At 61.9% G+C, this 15,118-nt stretch carries 15 protein-coding genes; 2 read left to right on the top strand and 13 right to left on the bottom strand.

Annotated elements, in window-relative coordinates; genetic code table 11:
* Nucleotides 1-233: hypothetical protein (locus tag VOI21_RS22805; protein WP_323772269.1), on the top strand; the 233-nt coding region annotated here is incomplete at its 5' end.
* Between the two features lie 140 nt (nt 234-373).
* Here VOI21_RS22805 and VOI21_RS22800 read toward each other — a convergent pair.
* The 13 genes from VOI21_RS22800 to VOI21_RS22740 all read right to left on the bottom strand — a co-directional run bounded on the left by VOI21_RS22800 (nt 374) and on the right by VOI21_RS22740 (nt 13,951).
* The gene (locus VOI21_RS22800) at nt 374-1,066 is read right to left on the bottom strand and encodes an alpha/beta fold hydrolase (RefSeq protein WP_323772268.1); all 693 of its coding nucleotides are present in this window, start codon (nt 1,064-1,066) and stop codon (nt 374-376) included.
* Nucleotides 1,063-2,187 (bottom strand): cobalamin-independent methionine synthase II family protein, encoded by a 1,125-nt coding sequence (locus VOI21_RS22795; RefSeq protein ID WP_323772267.1) that lies wholly within the window; start codon nt 2,185-2,187, stop codon nt 1,063-1,065. The genes VOI21_RS22800 and VOI21_RS22795 overlap by 4 nt, the downstream gene beginning before the upstream one ends.
* 78 nt (nt 2,188-2,265) lie before the next feature.
* Nucleotides 2,266-3,225 (bottom strand): cupin domain-containing protein, encoded by a 960-nt coding sequence (locus VOI21_RS22790; protein WP_323772266.1) that lies wholly within the window; start codon nt 3,223-3,225, stop codon nt 2,266-2,268.
* Nucleotides 3,226-3,369: 144 nt separating this feature from the next.
* Nucleotides 3,370-4,359, bottom strand: coding sequence for an ester cyclase (locus tag VOI21_RS22785; RefSeq protein ID WP_323772264.1), 990 nt, complete (start codon nt 4,357-4,359; stop codon nt 3,370-3,372).
* A 4-nt stretch (nt 4,360-4,363) separates the two neighbouring features.
* A complete protein-coding gene (locus tag VOI21_RS22780; protein ID WP_416359000.1) occupies nt 4,364-5,395 on the bottom strand; it encodes a LacI family DNA-binding transcriptional regulator in 1,032 nt (343 codons plus the stop codon).
* A complete protein-coding gene (locus VOI21_RS22775; RefSeq protein WP_323772263.1) occupies nt 5,395-6,156 on the bottom strand; it encodes an SDR family NAD(P)-dependent oxidoreductase in 762 nt (253 codons plus the stop codon). Before VOI21_RS22775 ends, VOI21_RS22780 begins: the two co-directional genes overlap by 1 nt.
* Nucleotides 6,153-7,205 carry an ester cyclase gene (locus VOI21_RS22770; protein WP_323772262.1) on the bottom strand — a complete coding sequence of 351 codons (1,053 nt, stop codon included), beginning with the start codon at nt 7,203-7,205 and terminating at the stop codon, nt 6,153-6,155. The genes VOI21_RS22775 and VOI21_RS22770 overlap by 4 nt, the downstream gene beginning before the upstream one ends.
* Before the next feature lie 81 nt (nt 7,206-7,286).
* Nucleotides 7,287-8,618 (bottom strand): histidinol dehydrogenase, encoded by a 1,332-nt coding sequence (hisD, locus tag VOI21_RS22765; protein ID WP_323772261.1) that lies wholly within the window; start codon nt 8,616-8,618, stop codon nt 7,287-7,289.
* A gap of 76 nt (nt 8,619-8,694) precedes the next feature.
* On the bottom strand, nt 8,695-9,228 hold the full coding sequence (locus VOI21_RS22760; protein WP_323772260.1) for an ester cyclase: 534 nt from the start codon (nt 9,226-9,228) through the stop codon (nt 8,695-8,697).
* 127 nt (nt 9,229-9,355) lie between these two features.
* Nucleotides 9,356-10,510, bottom strand: a complete 1,155-nt coding sequence (locus VOI21_RS22755; protein WP_323772259.1) for a carbohydrate ABC transporter permease — start codon at nt 10,508-10,510, stop codon at nt 9,356-9,358.
* Between the two features lies 1 nt (nt 10,511).
* Complete coding sequence (locus VOI21_RS22750; protein ID WP_323772258.1) at nt 10,512-11,534, bottom strand: sugar ABC transporter permease; 1,023 nt, start codon at nt 11,532-11,534, stop codon at nt 10,512-10,514.
* A gap of 84 nt (nt 11,535-11,618) precedes the next feature.
* Nucleotides 11,619-12,827 (bottom strand): ABC transporter substrate-binding protein, encoded by a 1,209-nt coding sequence (locus VOI21_RS22745; RefSeq protein ID WP_323772257.1) that lies wholly within the window; start codon nt 12,825-12,827, stop codon nt 11,619-11,621.
* A gap of 77 nt (nt 12,828-12,904) precedes the next feature.
* On the bottom strand, nt 12,905-13,951 hold the full coding sequence (locus VOI21_RS22740) for an ABC transporter ATP-binding protein (RefSeq protein WP_323772256.1): 1,047 nt from the start codon (nt 13,949-13,951) through the stop codon (nt 12,905-12,907).
* A gap of 154 nt (nt 13,952-14,105) precedes the next feature.
* Here VOI21_RS22740 and VOI21_RS22735 point away from each other — a divergent pair, with 154 nt between their 5' ends.
* Nucleotides 14,106-15,116, top strand: a complete 1,011-nt coding sequence (locus VOI21_RS22735; RefSeq protein ID WP_323772255.1) for a nuclear transport factor 2 family protein — start codon at nt 14,106-14,108, stop codon at nt 15,114-15,116.
* Nucleotides 15,117-15,118 lie beyond the last annotated feature (2 nt).

The following is a 15,118-nucleotide window of genomic DNA, read 5'->3' as shown; positions in this document are numbered from 1 at the left end:
GTGCCCCAGACCCGCAAGCAGTTTTTTCCTTTCACACCAACTTTTTTCCAGAAAAGGTCGAAACCCTCATTATATCAACACCTTACAGCGCGCATTTTTTCACCAAAACACACAACCAAACCCCAAACACACCCCAAATCACCCGACTCAACCCCCGCATCCAAACTTATCCACAACCTTACTCACAACTGAAAATCCAAATCAGACGTGAATCACTCAACCTCAACCCGTGAATCACACTGTTAAGGGCGGAAACGGACACTCGAACCGGGCTTCAGCCCCCTGCCCTTGCGATTCTGTCCAACGACCGGTGGGAGAGATTGCTTCTCACAGCGCCCCCATTCGGTGTTCTGCCGCGAAAGAACCGCTTCGGTTAGCCGTGCAACCAGAGACGCAGCGCCCTGGACGTGGCCTCGGGCTGTTCCAGAGTGGGCAGGTGGCCAGCCCCTTCAACGATATGCAGATGGGCGTCTGGGATCAGGCTTGCCATGAGTTCGTGCCGTTCCACAGGACAAAGCGCATCGTCCCGTCCACAAAGCACCAAAGCCGGAAGCCGCGCGCCCCGCAGGGTGTCACATTGGTCAGGACGATCCATCAAGGCACGGGACTGGCGGGCAAAGACGTCTGGTCCAAGGGAAAGCGCCATCTCCATACACAGATCAAGGACCGGCTCTCGGTTAGGTCCACCAGCCAGATAATTGGGTTTCATCTCGTCCCGCATGACCGAACGCAGCCGCCCCTCGGCCACCGCCTTGATCTGCGGCAAGCGGCGCGCTTTGACCTCGGCGCGTTCGGCAAGCGGATTGGTGTCCATCAACGCGATCTTGGCTACCCGGTCGGGGGCCTGTCGCAACACCTCCATCGCAACGATGCCGCCCATGGACAGACCCGCCAGCGCAAAGCGCGGCGGCGCATATGCCAGGACGTCGCGCGCAAGGGCTTGAACGCTGTCCGTCGCCGTTATCGGCGCGAGGTGGATCGTCGCCGTGCCGGACAGCGCGGCAATCTGCGGCCCAAAGAGGCGCGCATCGCACATCATGCCCGGCAACAGGACAAGCGGTGTCATCCGACCAGGGCCGCCCCGTCCGCCATGGCGCGCAGTTTGGCATAGGCGATATCGGGATCGACCGCGCCGAACCCGGCAAAGGTGCCAAAACCGCAATCGCTGCCCGCGATCACCCGGTTTGCCCCCACTATATCTGTGAACCGTGCGATACGCTGCGCCACGAGTTCCGGGTGTTCGACAAAGTTGGTGGTGGTGTCGACGACACCGGGGACCAATACTTTGTCCTGAGGTATTTCAGCATTGCGGTCTCGAAAGACTGTCCATTCATGGGCGTGGCGCGGGTTCGAGGTCTCGAACAGCACGTAACGGGATTTCGTCGACATCAGGGTGGAAAAGACCTTGTCCATCGGGATGTCGCAGCAATGCGGCCCCTCGTAGTTGCCCCAGCAAATGTGCACGCGCACTTTATCCTGCGGGACGCCCGACAAGGCGTGGTTCAGCGCCTCGACATGCAAAGCCGCTACCTTGATGAATTCCGCGTCCGTCAGGTCACTGAACAACATGTGCCGCGACAGGGCGAGGTCGGGGCAATCCAGTTGCAGATCCAGCCCCGAGGCAACAATGGTTTCGTATTCCTCTTTCATCGCGTCGGCCAGCGCGGCGAGATAAGCCTCGCGGGTCGGGTAGAAATCATTCTGCAGAAACAGAGAAATCACCCCCGGTGAGGCGGCATTCATGAAACCCCGTTCGACCCCATGTTCAGCCATGGCCGCCTTGAGGTTTGCGATATCCTTCTGCAACTCTCCCTGCCCCTTGGAACGGACCTCGCCCACGCACATGGGGCGGGCATATTGCGGGGTGCCTCCGTCATCGGCCAACCGCTTGAGAAAACCGGGAAACATTTTGAGATCGGCAGGCGCGTTGCGCGGGCTGTCTCCGCCGAAGCCGGTGTAGCGGTCCTTGACGTAGGTGGCGTAGGAAATCTTGGAGGTCTCGCCATCGCTGACGATGTCGACGCCCGCCGCCACCTGTTTGCCGACGGTGTCGGACACCGCGCGTGTCATTGCGACGTCAAAGGCGGTGGCGTCGTAAGGCGCATCGTTTTCGCGGGCAAAGATGAAATCGACCACCTCCTGCGAGCGCGGCAAGGAGCCTACGTGGGTCGTTAGGATATTGGACATTTCGGGCTCTCCGGGTGAGGTGTTTTCGATGCACAAAGCATGCACAGCCTATGCGCATGCCTTGCGCCTTGGCCGGTTTTAACCTTTCCAGGTCAGGCCGGCGGGATCGTCCGTGCCGATGATGCGGTAGAGCGCGGCCTCTCCGGTCATCGATGGCACGGCGGAATGCCGGAGCCCCTCGGGCACCGACATCGTGTCGCCCGCCGCCAGCACCGTGGACCCGCCGTCCCAGTCCACCCGCCAATACCCCTTGACCGGCATCAGGACCGATGGCCGGTCATGCGCGTGTTTTGCCTCACGCGCGGAAGCGCGGGTGATGAAATCCACCTCGAACCCCGGCTTGTCCTGCAACAGGCCGGTTTCACCGATCACCTTGACCGGCGTCCTGTCAGCCAGCGCCACCATATCCCAGTAGCGCGCCACATGGTTGGGCAGCACCTCTGCGGTGGTGGGTTCGGGCCGCGTTGCCAGCTCCGCTTCGGACAACAGCGGCATCGGCTTTACGCCATCCGGCAGGCGCTGCTGTTTCCTGCTGTCGTAAAGCTTGCCATCCTCACCCAGCACCAACCCGTGGGCGGCGGCGTCCTCGATCACCTGTGGTGCCCACATCACGCCGCCCCCGGCGTCGTCGCCGCCAAGGATTGCCATGATCATCCCGTAATCGGTTCCGATATTCTCAAACCCGCGAAAGATGCCGGTGGGAATGTTGAAGATGTCGCCCTCCTCCAGCACCACCTCTCCGGCTGTGCCCCAACGCCCCCAGAAAAAGCGCCAGCGCCCGGAGAGGACAAAGAACGCCTCGGCGGTGCGGTGATCGTGCAGCGAGTTGCGGCAGCGGGGCGGCTGACCGGCGGCCCCGATGTTAAAGCCGTGTTCAAGTGCGATGTGAACATGCTGGTCCGGCGACTCCGACACGCCTCCGCCGATGATGGTGAAATTTTCCTTTTGGTCGCTGCCCGGCGTATGCGCGTCAATGAAGGCGGTTTTGCAGGGTTTGAGTTCGCCATAGCGGACGATGCGGCTGGTAAGATCGGTCATGTCTGGTGTCCTTGGATGCAAATGGGGGGTCAGGCGGCCTATCCCCCTCCCCTGGCGGCCGCAGGTTCAGCCGCCGCGCCCGCAGGCTGGCGCGATGCACATGCGCGCGCCGCAGTGCCCGCGACAGGTGCAGGCGGGCAGCCATCAGGCCACGCCCGTTTGCAACAGGATCTGCTTCCAGACAGAGGTTTCATCGAACAGCGTGAATTCGCGCCGCAGCTTGGGCGCGCCGCCCACCACCGCGCCAAACTCGCCATGCGAGATCCCCAGAACGAAAACCTCTGCCCCGGTCGGCGCACCGAAGACGCCCCAGCCGTCATGTTTGCCCCACAGGCTCCACCGGATGGCGGCGCGGGGTGTCATCATCGGGTCATCGCGGCCGATCTGGTGGTGGATGGTGAATTGGGCGTTCGGAAACGACGCCCGCAGTCCCATCCAGAACCGATCCACCGGCCCCCATCCATGTCCGGTGACGCCGCCGGGGTATTCGGACTGCACCGCGCGGTCATAGTCCTGTTCAATGACGCCCAAGTCCGCGCCCATGATCCGGGTCAGGATACCGGCGTATTTCGCGCCCCATTCATTGTCGTTGCCCGCCCCTTTGTACGGACCAGCAAGGTCGTTCTCAGGCGTCATCGGCTTGACGCAGTTCTCTGGCCCACCTTCGCGGGCAATCAGATCAGCGGCGTAGTCCTTGGGGGTCCAGCCCATCTGGCGGACAATGGCGCCCTGATCGCGGATCAGCCATTCATCGTTGATCTGGTTGTCGATGGCGTGACAGTCGGCAAGGATGCGGTATTGCAGCCGCGTCCCGGTCGCCTTGCCATAGACGCCGTCGCCCAGATGAGTGGCGGTCGACAGGATACGGTGCGAGGACAGCATCCCCTCTTCCGGCGTACCGGACCAGATCACGTCCTCGCCCAGCAGTTCGCGGTCGGGGAATTCCGACAGCGTCGCCATGGTGGCGGCAATGACCCCCTGATTGCCGGTGACTACGGAACCGGGGGAGCGCACGACAATGTCGGGCGCGTAATAGTGGTGCAGCGTAGCGATGCCGCGATCTTCCCAGATCTCCTTGGTGATGCCGATGATGTAATCGGGGAAATCCGCGAATTTAGGGTCGAAACCTTTCATATCCTCATCCTTGCTGGACCCAGCCCGCAGGCACCCTTGCCGAGCCGCGCACAATCAGCGGCCCGTCGATGGTGATCTTCCTCGCGCGGGTGGTGTCGAAATTCTCTATCAGTGTCAGCAGCGCGGTCACGGTCTCGTCGACCATCAGGTTGGCGCGCTGGCGCACGGTGGTCAGGTTGTAGGCCAGCCAGGATGCCGGAGGCACATCGTCATAGCCGACGACAGAGACATCCTGCGGGACGCGCAGGTCCTTTTCGAACCGGATCACATCCATCACGGCAAAGGCCATGTGGTCGTTGGCAACAAAGACCGCGTCAGGCCGCGTCGTCGGATCTGCGAACAGGGTGCGGGCGGCGTCGCGCGCCTGATCCACCTTGAAGTTGCCGACCGCGCGCGCGTGCAGGGACCTGCCCGCCGCCGTCAGCCCGGCGACAAACCCCGCCTCGCGGTCGCGCTGGGTCGATGCCCCTTCCCACCCGGCGATAAAACCAATGCGCTGATGGCCGCCCGCCAAGAGGAACTCGGCCACCTTGCGCCCGCCCGCGAAATTGTCCGAGGTGACAGAGGTGACGCCCTCGCGGTCCTCGTAGCGGTTGAACAGCACCACCGGCACGCCGGCCTGTTCGCACCGCTCCGCCACGTCCGAGGACATGGCGACAGAGGCCATGACAATCCCGTCGACCTGATAGTCAAGGATTTCCCGGACAACGTTGTCGACATTGCCCGCGGTCTGCGAGGCCATAAAGACCAGAACGTGATAGCCTTGGCTCTGCAGCGCATTGGACAGCTTTTCCAGCGCCTCCGGGTAGAAGTAGTTTTCCAGATAGGCGACCACCAGACCGATGATGCGGCTCTTGCCAGAGACCATGGCGCGGGCCAGCACGTTGGGGCGATAGCCAAGGTCATCCGCCGCTTTGCGCACCTTTTCGGCGGTCTTCTTGCTGACCGAAGCCCCGGGCGTGAACACCCGGCTGACCGCCGACTGGCTGACGCCCGCGCGTTGCGCCACTTGAAGGGATGTGACCTTGTCCGCCATCAGTCCGCCGTCCAGCCGCCATCGACCAACATCGAGGTGCCGGTCACCAGCGATGCCGCATCCGATGCCAGATAGAGCACCGCCCCCATGATGTCCTCGACCTCTCCCACCCGGCCCAGCTTGATCTTGTCCTCGATCCAGGCGCGTCGCTCCGGGTTAACAAAGGTTTGCGCCGTCAGCGGCGTGCGGATAAAAGTCGGGCAAACGGTGTTGACGCGTATCCCTGCGCGGCCCCATTCGATCGCCATGGCTTTCACCATGCCCTCCAGCCCGTGTTTACTGGCGCAATAGACCGCGCGGTCGATGCCGCCGACATGGCCCATTTGGCTGCTGATATGGATGATAGAGCCGGGTTTGCCTGCCGCCATCATCGCTTTGGCCGCCCATGCCGACAGGAAATAGGCCGACCGCAGGTTGATGCCCATGACAACGTCATAATCCTCAAGCGATGTCTCTACCGCCGCGCTGTGACGGGCGAGACCGGCAGAGTTCACCACAATGTCAAAGCTGCGCGCCTCTAATGTCGATTGCAGGGCCGGAAGATCAGTTTGATCAAGCACCAGCGCCTCTGCCGAGAACCCGGCATCCGTCAGGGCCTGAACGGTCTGACGCAGCCGGTCCGCGCCGCGCGCGGTGCAAACCACATGCGCCCCCGCCTCGGCCAAGGCCACCGCGCATCCCTGCCCGATCCCGGAAGACGCACCAGTGACCAGCGCTGTGCGCCCGTCGAGCCGGAACGAAGGTGTCTTTGGCAACGTCATGCGCTCATCCCATCCAGTATGTCGATCCGGCCCATGTTGCGCGCCTTGTTGAATTCACGCAGGCGCGCGAAGACATCGACCCCAAGCTGGCGATAGGCATCCAGCAGATCGACCAGAACCCAGTTCTCGCGGATCCTGCCATTCTCCAGCCGCCAGAAATCGAGACTGCGCATGCTGATCCGCTGGCCTGAAGGCGCAATGCCCATCCAGCCATCATGGGTGACGGTCTGGATCATGTTCGGCCAGCCGGTGACGGCGGCATAGTCGCCATCGCCGAAGAAATGATAGGTGATCTCATCCAGGTACTGACCGCGATCCGGCATCCCGTTCAAAAAGGGGATCTGATGCCAGTTGCGAAAGCCCGCATAGCCGCGCCCAGTGCCGATCCCCGCTGGCCCATACCAGTTCATACGCGGATGCCAGAACCTCTCCATCTCCATCACCTCAGGTCCGCCTTGGCTGGGATGCTTCTTGAGATTTTCCAGCATGTCGACGATGTGCTGCCGGGTTTGGAACGCCTTTTCCTCGTCATGCGGCCCCGTCACCAGCCCGTCCTGCGTCGCCGGTCCCGGCACCAGAAACTCAAGACCCAGACTGGGCGCCATCGGCCAGGCCCCGGCCTGCATCATGACCTCGGGGATGTCCCAAAGCGCCTGAAACGCCACCACCTTGCCGTTTTCGATGCGAAAGAACTCGTGGAACCGCATGGTGACCAGATGCCCGGTGGGCGGGATATCCAGCCACGGGCCGGTAAAGACACCGGAATAATAGCCGCCGCAGCCAACCCAATCCGCCCCGTGCTCATCCTGCCCGGCCATGACGATATAATCGCGCCGCTCCAGATCCGGCAAAGCGTCCAGCAACCCGGCATAGGCGGTGTCGTAAAAGGCATCGGGCCCGGTGCTGTCCCCAAACGGGTGGCACAGATGAAAAACCGCATCGGGCGCGCAGGCCACCGACAGGGCGCGGCGCACGCCCGCCTCATCGAAATCATACATCGCGGCCCGCAGCGGTGCGATCAGTGCCTTGTTGGCGGTATGTCTGTCCATTTTTTGCGCCTTGGTCTTCTTCTTGGTCCAAATACATCCGGGGAGTGTGAGGGGCTGGCCCCTCACAGCGCTCCCGCTGACTTATTCGGCGGCCTCACGATAAGGTGCGCCCTCTCCATAGGGTACGTTGACCCCGCCATAGCGGCGCACGCGGATGTTGCATTGCTCGGCATGACCGACAAAGCCCTCCAACATGCACAGGCGAGAGCCGTATGCACCGACCATCGCCGCCGCCTCATCAGTCAGGATTTTTTGATAGCTGTGGGTCTTGAGGAACTTGCCCACCCACAGGCCACCGGTATAGCGCCCTGCCTTCTTGGTCGGCAGCGTGTGGTTGGTGCCGATCACCTTGTCGCCGTTGGCCACATTGGTGCGCGGCCCAAGGAACAGCGCGCCGTAGCAGGTCATGTTCTCAAGGAACCAGTCGTCGCGGTCGGTCATGACCTGCACATGCTCGGATGCGATATCATCAGCCACCGCCAGCATCTCATCGTATGTGTCACAGACAATGACCTCACCATAGTCTTCCCAACTGACCCTCGCGGTCCCTGCGGTGGGCAGGATCGCAAGGAGGCGCTCGATCTCGGCCAGTGTGTCCTCGGCCAGCTTGCGCGAGTTGGTCAGCAGCACGGCGGGCGAGTTGTAGCCATGTTCGGCCTGCCCCAAGAGGTCGGTGGCGCAAAGTTCCGCGTCGGCGGCGGTATCATCCGCAATCACCATGGTTTCGGTCGGACCGGCGAACAGGTCGATGCCGACGCGGCCGAAAAGCTGACGCTTGGCCTCGGCAACAAAGGCATTGCCGGGGCCGACCAGCATGTGAACCGGGTCAATTGTCTCTGTCCCGATGGCCATGGCACCCACCGCCTGAATACCGCCCAGAACATAGATCTCATGCGCGCCACCCAGATGCATGGCGGCGATCACGCCGGGGTTGGGTTTGCCGCCAAAGGGCGGCGTGCAGGCGACGATGCGCGGCACACCGGCCACCTTGGCGGTGGCAACAGACATATGCGCCGAGGCGACCATGGGGAACTTTCCGCCCGGCACGTAGCAGCCCACCGACTGCACCGGGATGTTCTTGTGGCCAAGAATCACGCCGGGCAGGGTTTCGACCTCGATATCCGTCATGGACGCCCGTTGCGCGCGGGCAAAATTCTCGACCTGCTGCTGCGCGAACCTGATGTCGGCCAGTTCCCGGTCCGATAGTTGCGCGATCAATGCGTCGATCTCCTGCTGGGTCAGCCGGTAGGAGGCGGGCGCATAGTTGTCGAACTTTTCCGACAAGGCTCGCACGGCGGTATCGCCGCGTGCCTCGATGTCTTTCAGCGTGGCTTCGACCACGGCGCGGGTCTTGGCGTCATCTTCGGCGCGGTCGGCCGCGGGCTTGCCACGTTTCAGGTATTCGGTTGCCATCTGTCTCTCTCCCGTCCCGGACCTGATCCGGGACCTCAAGGTCTGTGAGGTCCCGGATCCAGTCCGGGACAGCGGTTCACGTCATATCGGGCCGGGGCGCGTCACGCTCTCCCCGGTCATAGGTTTCCCAGCCTTCGCCGTTGAACAGGTCGACACCCAGTTGCGCGGCCACATGGGCGAAGTCCACGTTTACCCAGTTGTCGGTGATCTTGCCGTCTTCGACCTTCCAGAAATCCATATAGCGGATCTGAACCCGCTTGCCGGTGGCCGGAATGCCAAGGAAGGTGCCGGAATGCGTCGCTTCTTGTCGGCCAAAGGCGGCGGCCCATTCGCCCATATAAAGCCGCGCCTCATCGATACAGACTTTGTCCGAGAACGCCGCCTGAAACGGGCGTTGCCAGTTGTCCTGAAATTCCGTCAGGCCGGTCTTGGTGCCGCAGCCTTGGTTGCCCATCCAGCGGAACCCCTGCGCAAAGAATTCGCCGATGTCGTCGATGCGGTGGTCGTTCAGGCCGTCCACCATCCCCTCGATCACGCGGCGGGTGTCCTCGGTCTTTGTCATGTCGGTGTCGCGGGTCAGGACCGCCTGTTCGGGCCGTGTGCCTACCATGGTATTTCCTTACTCTGTGTCCGGTCGTTGTTTCGGTCAGGTCGAAACATCGACGGGAACAGGAAATCCCGGGGCATCCGGTTGAGGGCGGGATGGCGCCCAACCGCGCTGTGGCGTGCGTGCGCGCTCATCCTTTCACCGCCCCGGCGGTCAGGCCGCTGACGATCTGGCGCTGGAAGATCATGACCAGCAGGAACAGCGGCGCGGTGATCGACACCGCCGCGGCCACGGCGACCACTTGATCGGTTGTTGTCGTCTCACGGTTGAACATGCCCGCAATGGCCGGAACCATGGTCTGGTTCTGCGCGTCCAGCAGCAGCGAGGTCACAAGGAAGTCGTTGTAAGCCAGCAAAAAGCTGAATAGCCCGGTGGTGATCACCCCCGGCCACATCACTGGCATGATGACCCGGCGAAAGGCCTGAAAGTGGTTGCAGCCATCGACGCGCGCGGCCTCGTCCAGTTCCGACGGGATGTTCTGAAAGAAAGAGCGCAGCATCCAGATGGTAAAGGGCTGGTTGATGGCCACTAGAACCGCGATCACAGCCCAAGGTTTGCCGTATAGAGTCGGCGCATTGTCCCCAAGGATCGGCGACAGCCACTCGGCCGAGTTGATGAAGACCGGTAGATAACCTGCCACCAGCACAGAGTGCGGCAGCGCGCGAAAGATCAGCGCGACAATCAGAATCCAGAACGCCAGCGCAGATCCCGACCGGGCCAGCCCATAGCCCGCCAGCGTACCCACGGTCAGCGAAACCGTTACCACACCAACCGTCACGACCAGCGAATTGCGGAAGTTGTTGGAAAAGCCACGGTCCACCCAGACGGTCTGGTAATGCTCTGTCGTCAGCCCGATCACATCGCGGCCCAGTGGCCCCAGCACAGGGTTCAGCGCGCCTGTCACCGCAGGCAGGATGCCGAAGAACACCGCCAGAAAGCCGATCACCAAGACAAGGACGCCGACACCCCAGCCGATCCACTGCCGCCCCTCGGGGCTGTAGCTGCGGACCATGCCCGGCAGGACCTTGGCGGCCAGCCGGTAGGTGCCCCAGAGCACCGCAATCCCCAACAGGATATCGAAGACCGACAACCCGTGCCCCCGCGCCCGCGTTTCCGGTCCGAAGATCACGTTCAGCGGGTTGGCATCAAAGGCATCGACAGGCGCCTTGAAGCTCATGACCGCGATCCAGAAGATCGGGAAAGCGGCGATCAGGCACCACAGGGCGAGAAACCCGGAGGAGGTGAGTTTCAGGCCCAGCGGCTGACGCATGGCGCGGGTGGACATCTCAGTGACCTCCTCTGTGGTCGCGCCATGTGCGGCGCAGGAGCGGGACAAGCAGGATCGCGATCCCGATCATGGTGAGCATGGCGCTGGCCGAGGCCCGGCTGATCGAGCGGTTGCCGGCCTGATCGGGCACAAGAAAGTCATAGGTCAGCCATTGCAACGAGATCACGTGGCCTTGGCTGGAAAAGCCGACGACCTCTTCGAACACGCGGTAGCTGTCCATCAGGTGGATCATCGACACAAAGACGATCAGCGGCATCAGGTGCGGGATCACGATGTAGCGCAGGCGCTGCCAGCGCGAGGCCCCGTCGATCACAGCACTTTCAAGGCTGTCGCTGTTCACGGTCTGAAGCCCTGCGTAAAACACGATGGCCGCAAAGGGCGCGACGTGCCAGACGCGGTAGAACATCATCAGCAGTTCGATGGTCCAGGCCTGAGCGAACATGGCGATGTCGCGCGACAACCAGTATTCCAGACCGGCGGTCAGGATACCGTCCCCCCGGAACAGCCAGTTGATCGACAGTGCGCCAATCACCGGCGTGATGATGAAGGGCAGCAAAGAGATAAAGATCACCGGCCCGCGCACCGCCTTGGTGGCCCCATTGATCATGACGGCGATGGCCAGCCCTGCGACAATCACAATGGGCAGGGTGATCAGGGTGAAGGTCAGGGTAAAGCGCAGCGCCTTCCAGAAGTCGATGGATTGGAATGCCCGCCAGCTACCCCGGCTCAGCGCCTCCCATGCGCGCTCCAGCTCCAGCACGTTGCGATAGCTTTGCAGGCCGACAAATTTGGTTTGCCGGATGATCTTGCCGTCCTCCCCCAGCTTGGGGATCGACTTTTCCTCGGTGATACAGGTCTGGGTCAGGAAACCGGGTGTGCAGGTCTCTGTCGTGACGGTCTCATAGATCGGCTGGGTGACGTAAAAGCTTTGGGAAAAGACGCTGATCAGCGGAAACGCAATGAACAGCAGCATCATAAAGACGGATGGCCCGACGAAGGCGGCAAATGTCCTGAAGTTCATGGCTCTACCTTTCAGAGGGGCCAAACGCGTGGCATCGGGGGGTGGCGAAGGAGAGGGATGTCCCCTCTCCTCCGCGATGGCGGATTACTCGACCAGACCTGCCTCTTTGGCGGCGGTGATATAGGCCGCTTCGATGTCGGCCAGCGTGGTCTGCGCATCCTTGGCCCCGGTCAGGTAGGCCGAGAGGCCATTGCCCAGTTCGGTGTGCATTATGCCCATCGGACCGGAGGCCGGGTAAGGTGCGGCACCCGCCGCTGCCGTGGCGGCGGCCCCGATGGCCAGCTTGCCCGGCTCATAACCCGGGATCAGCCAGACGGCGGCATCGTTGTTCGCCTTTACCATTTCCGCGTCGATACCCTCCATCGCCAGACGGAAGGCAGCGTCGGCCTGTTCATCGGTCATGTTGGTGGCCAGAACGATGCCGTCCCACCACAGCGAGGACGCCGGACGGGCCGAGCCCATCGGCGCGGCGGCCATGACGACCTTGCCGACGACCATGCTTTCGGCCTCGTCGTCCATCGCGGCGGCACGGCTGGCCCAGAGGTTCGCCATCGCGATCTTGCCCTGCTGGAACTGTTGCTGAACGTAGGTGGAGTCGGACACCAGATATTCCGGGTCCATGTATTCTGTCATCGCCTTCAGCGTTTCGAGTGCGCGCACACCGGCCTCGTTGTTGAGCGTGGGCATGTTGCCCGCGCCGACAAACTGGCCGCCTTCGCCCAGATACATATTGATGAATTCCTCACCAAGGTTCCAACCTGTCTTGAAGGTGCCGCCCAGCGGGTAATCGACAACACCCGCTTCCTTGATCTTGGCTGCGGCCTCCAGCACTTCTGCGTAGGTGGTGGGCACGGCAATGCCGAGGTCGGTCAGGATGTCTTCGCGGTACATCAGGTGTTGTGCGTTGACCATCATGGCGACGGCGTAGGTGGTGCCATCGACCTTGATAAGCTGGTTCGGCGTGAGGTTCTGTCCGTATTTGGCGATCAGATCATCCAGAGGACGGATCGTGCCCGCGTTCAAGAGCGGGATCATGGTGGCATTGGCGACGCCGCCAATCTGGTAAAGGGCGGGATCGGCAGCAAAGGCTTCGGGCTGCTTTTCGCGAAACTCCTGATCCAATGAGGCAGAGAATTCGCCGCATTCCGCCATGGCGTCGGTCACGGCTTTCCACGCCTCGAACCCGGCGGACAGCGATTTGATCGGAACGGTGTTTTCAAAGGCGCATTCGGCCCCGGCCACGGTCGCGGCAACGGACATGGCCCCGGCAAGCATGATGGTCTTGAGTTTCATTATTGTATCTCCCTGTGGATCCGGTCCGCCGTCGACGATCGGACCGATTGTCTGCCCTTTCGGGCGATCTGTCGGGGTCAGTCCCCGATCCGCTCACCGCTTCCAGCTTCGAAGAAGTGACAGATGTCTTTGGGTACCGAGATCGAGATCGTATCCGCAATCTCGGCGCGGAACGTCTTGTCGGCCTTTACGCTGACCAGTGCGCCGCCGATGCGGACGGACACCATCGTGGCGTCACCCAACAGTTCCAGAGTATAGATCGGCGCAGTGATCTGGCCCGCCTGCACGATCCCCGCATCTTCGGCCCGAAAGCCCAGCGTTACCGGCCCGTCCGGCAGGCCCACGTCCTCTATTCGCGTGTGCTGGGCGACAAAGGTGCCGCCCTCTATCCTGCCGTCGATCAGGTTCATGGCGGGCGACCCGATGAAACCGGCGACAAAGGTGTTGGCTGGCTTGTCATAGATCTCGGTCGGGCTGCCGACCTGTTGGACTATGCCCTTTTTCATCACGACGACACGATCCGCGAGGGTCATCGCCTCGATCTGGTCATGGGTGACGTAGATCGTGGTCACGGCCAGTTCGTGGCTGAGGTTCTTGATCTGCGCCCGGGTCGAGACGCGCAGCTTGGCGTCGAGGTTCGACAGCGGCTCATCCATGAGAAAGACGTTGGGTTCGCGCACGATAGCGCGGGCCAGCGCCACCCGCTGCCGCTGACCACCGGACAGTTCGGCAGGTTTGCGGTGCAGGAATTCGTCCAGCTCCACCATGGCCGAGGCGCGGCGCACCTTGTCATCGTGGGTCGACGGATCAATCCCCCGCACTTTCAGCGGAAAGCGTATGTTCTCGTAGACGTTCATGTTGGGGTACAGCGCGTAACTCTGGAACACCATGGCGACGTCCCTATCCTTGGGCTCGAGGTCGTTGACGACTTTGCCGTCGATCAGGATTTCGCCGTCGGTGACGTCCTCAAGGCCCGCGATCATCCGCATCGTCGTCGTCTTGCCACAGCCCGACGGCCCCAGCAGAACAAGGAATTCCCGGTCGGAAATCGTAAGGTCAAAGTTCTTGACCCCGACAAAATCGCCCCATCGTTTCCCCACGTTTCGAAGCTGGATTTCCGCCATCGTTCCCTCCTGGGAATCAAATTTGCATACGCTTGCAAAATTGATAGACTCGCCGAAACGCATCTGGCAACATATTTTTGCATACGCTTGCAATCGGGTGAGGCAACGGCCCGAAATGCAGGCATAAAAATTCGAACCAAAAAGTGACCGAGCGATGACAGACGTGGATTTTCAGACTGAAAAACAGGTGGTGCGCGACTATTACAATGCGCTCGATACCGCGAAAGAGGCGGATCTGGCCGCCGTCATGACGCGCTTTTGCGCACCTGATCTGCTATGGCGCGGCTTTCATCCCTTTAATGAAATCCATGGCCCCGACGCAGTGGCAGAACAGTTCTGGCTGCCTCTGCGCCGGTCGCTTACCCGAATGCAGCGGCGGTTGGACATCTTCTTTGCGGGTCAGAATACGATTGCGGACACAGGTGGCGTCTGGGTGTCGTCCAGCGGACACCTTATGGGCCTGTTCGATGTGCCGTGGCTGGGCATTCCGCACACCCGCCGGATGGCCTTTTTGCGCTACTGCGCCTTTCACCGCGTCGACGGCGGCAAGATCACTGAAACGGCGATGTATTTCGACATTCCGCACCTGATGATGCAGGCCGGATGGAACCCGTTTCCGCCGCAGACCGCCGCCCATCTGGTCCAACCCGGGCCGATGACCCACGATGGCCTGCTCTATGACCCGCAAGCGCCGGAGGCGGGCCGGGAAACGCTGCGGGTGATCGAAGCGATGATTTCCGACCTTGGCCAATGGCAAGGCGGGCTGCCGTTGGAAGAGGAACTGGCCCGGACATGGCACGACGACATGATTTGGTGGGGCCCTGCCGGGATCGGGGCCAGCTACACAATCGAACGCTATGCCAAACAGCATTCGGCCCCGTTTCGCGCCGGGTTCGCCAACAGGACCAAGACGCGGCATCTCTGCCGTATGGCCGAGGGACATTACGGCGGGTTTTTCGGCTGGCCGAATTTCACCGCAGAACCGACCGGCGGCTTCATGGGAATGCCCGCCACCGGCAAGGCGGGCGAGTTCCGGGTGATCGACCTTTATCGACGCGCGGGCGACAAGCTGGCCGAGAACTGGATCTACATCGACTTGCTGCACTTCTGGAAGATGCAGGGCGTTGACGTTCTGGCACGAATGCGGGACGAAATTCACGCCTGACT

The organism is Antarctobacter sp. (genome assembly GCF_034670325.1).
Taxonomy (GTDB): domain Bacteria; phylum Pseudomonadota; class Alphaproteobacteria; order Rhodobacterales; family Rhodobacteraceae; genus Antarctobacter.
This window is presented reverse-complemented; position numbering and strand designations above follow the sequence as displayed.

Bases quoted from the DNA above. Each gene is read 5' to 3' on its own strand.
- VOI21_RS22800 (WP_323772268.1), bottom strand. From the start codon at position 1,066: ATGACACCGCTTGTCCTGTTGCCGGGCATGATGTGCGATGCGCGCCTC.
- VOI21_RS22795 (WP_323772267.1), bottom strand. From the start codon at position 2,187: ATGTCCAATATCCTAACGACCCACGTAGGCTCCTTGCCGCGCTCGCAG.
- VOI21_RS22790 (WP_323772266.1), bottom strand. From the start codon at position 3,225: ATGACCGATCTTACCAGCCGCATCGTCCGCTATGGCGAACTCAAACCC.
- VOI21_RS22785 (WP_323772264.1), bottom strand. From the start codon at position 4,359: ATGAAAGGTTTCGACCCTAAATTCGCGGATTTCCCCGATTACATCATC.
- VOI21_RS22780 (WP_416359000.1), bottom strand. From the start codon at position 5,395: ATGGCGGACAAGGTCACATCCCTTCAAGTGGCGCAACGCGCGGGCGTC.
- VOI21_RS22775 (WP_323772263.1), bottom strand. From the start codon at position 6,156: ATGACGTTGCCAAAGACACCTTCGTTCCGGCTCGACGGGCGCACAGCG.
- VOI21_RS22770 (WP_323772262.1), bottom strand. From the start codon at position 7,205: ATGGACAGACATACCGCCAACAAGGCACTGATCGCACCGCTGCGGGCC.
- hisD (WP_323772261.1), bottom strand. From the start codon at position 8,618: ATGGCAACCGAATACCTGAAACGTGGCAAGCCCGCGGCCGACCGCGCC.
- VOI21_RS22760 (WP_323772260.1), bottom strand. From the start codon at position 9,228: ATGGTAGGCACACGGCCCGAACAGGCGGTCCTGACCCGCGACACCGAC.
- VOI21_RS22755 (WP_323772259.1), bottom strand. From the start codon at position 10,510: ATGTCCACCCGCGCCATGCGTCAGCCGCTGGGCCTGAAACTCACCTCC.
- VOI21_RS22750 (WP_323772258.1), bottom strand. From the start codon at position 11,534: ATGAACTTCAGGACATTTGCCGCCTTCGTCGGGCCATCCGTCTTTATG.
- VOI21_RS22745 (WP_323772257.1), bottom strand. From the start codon at position 12,827: ATGAAACTCAAGACCATCATGCTTGCCGGGGCCATGTCCGTTGCCGCG.
- VOI21_RS22740 (WP_323772256.1), bottom strand. From the start codon at position 13,951: ATGGCGGAAATCCAGCTTCGAAACGTGGGGAAACGATGGGGCGATTTT.
- VOI21_RS22735 (WP_323772255.1), top strand. From the start codon at position 14,106: ATGACAGACGTGGATTTTCAGACTGAAAAACAGGTGGTGCGCGACTAT.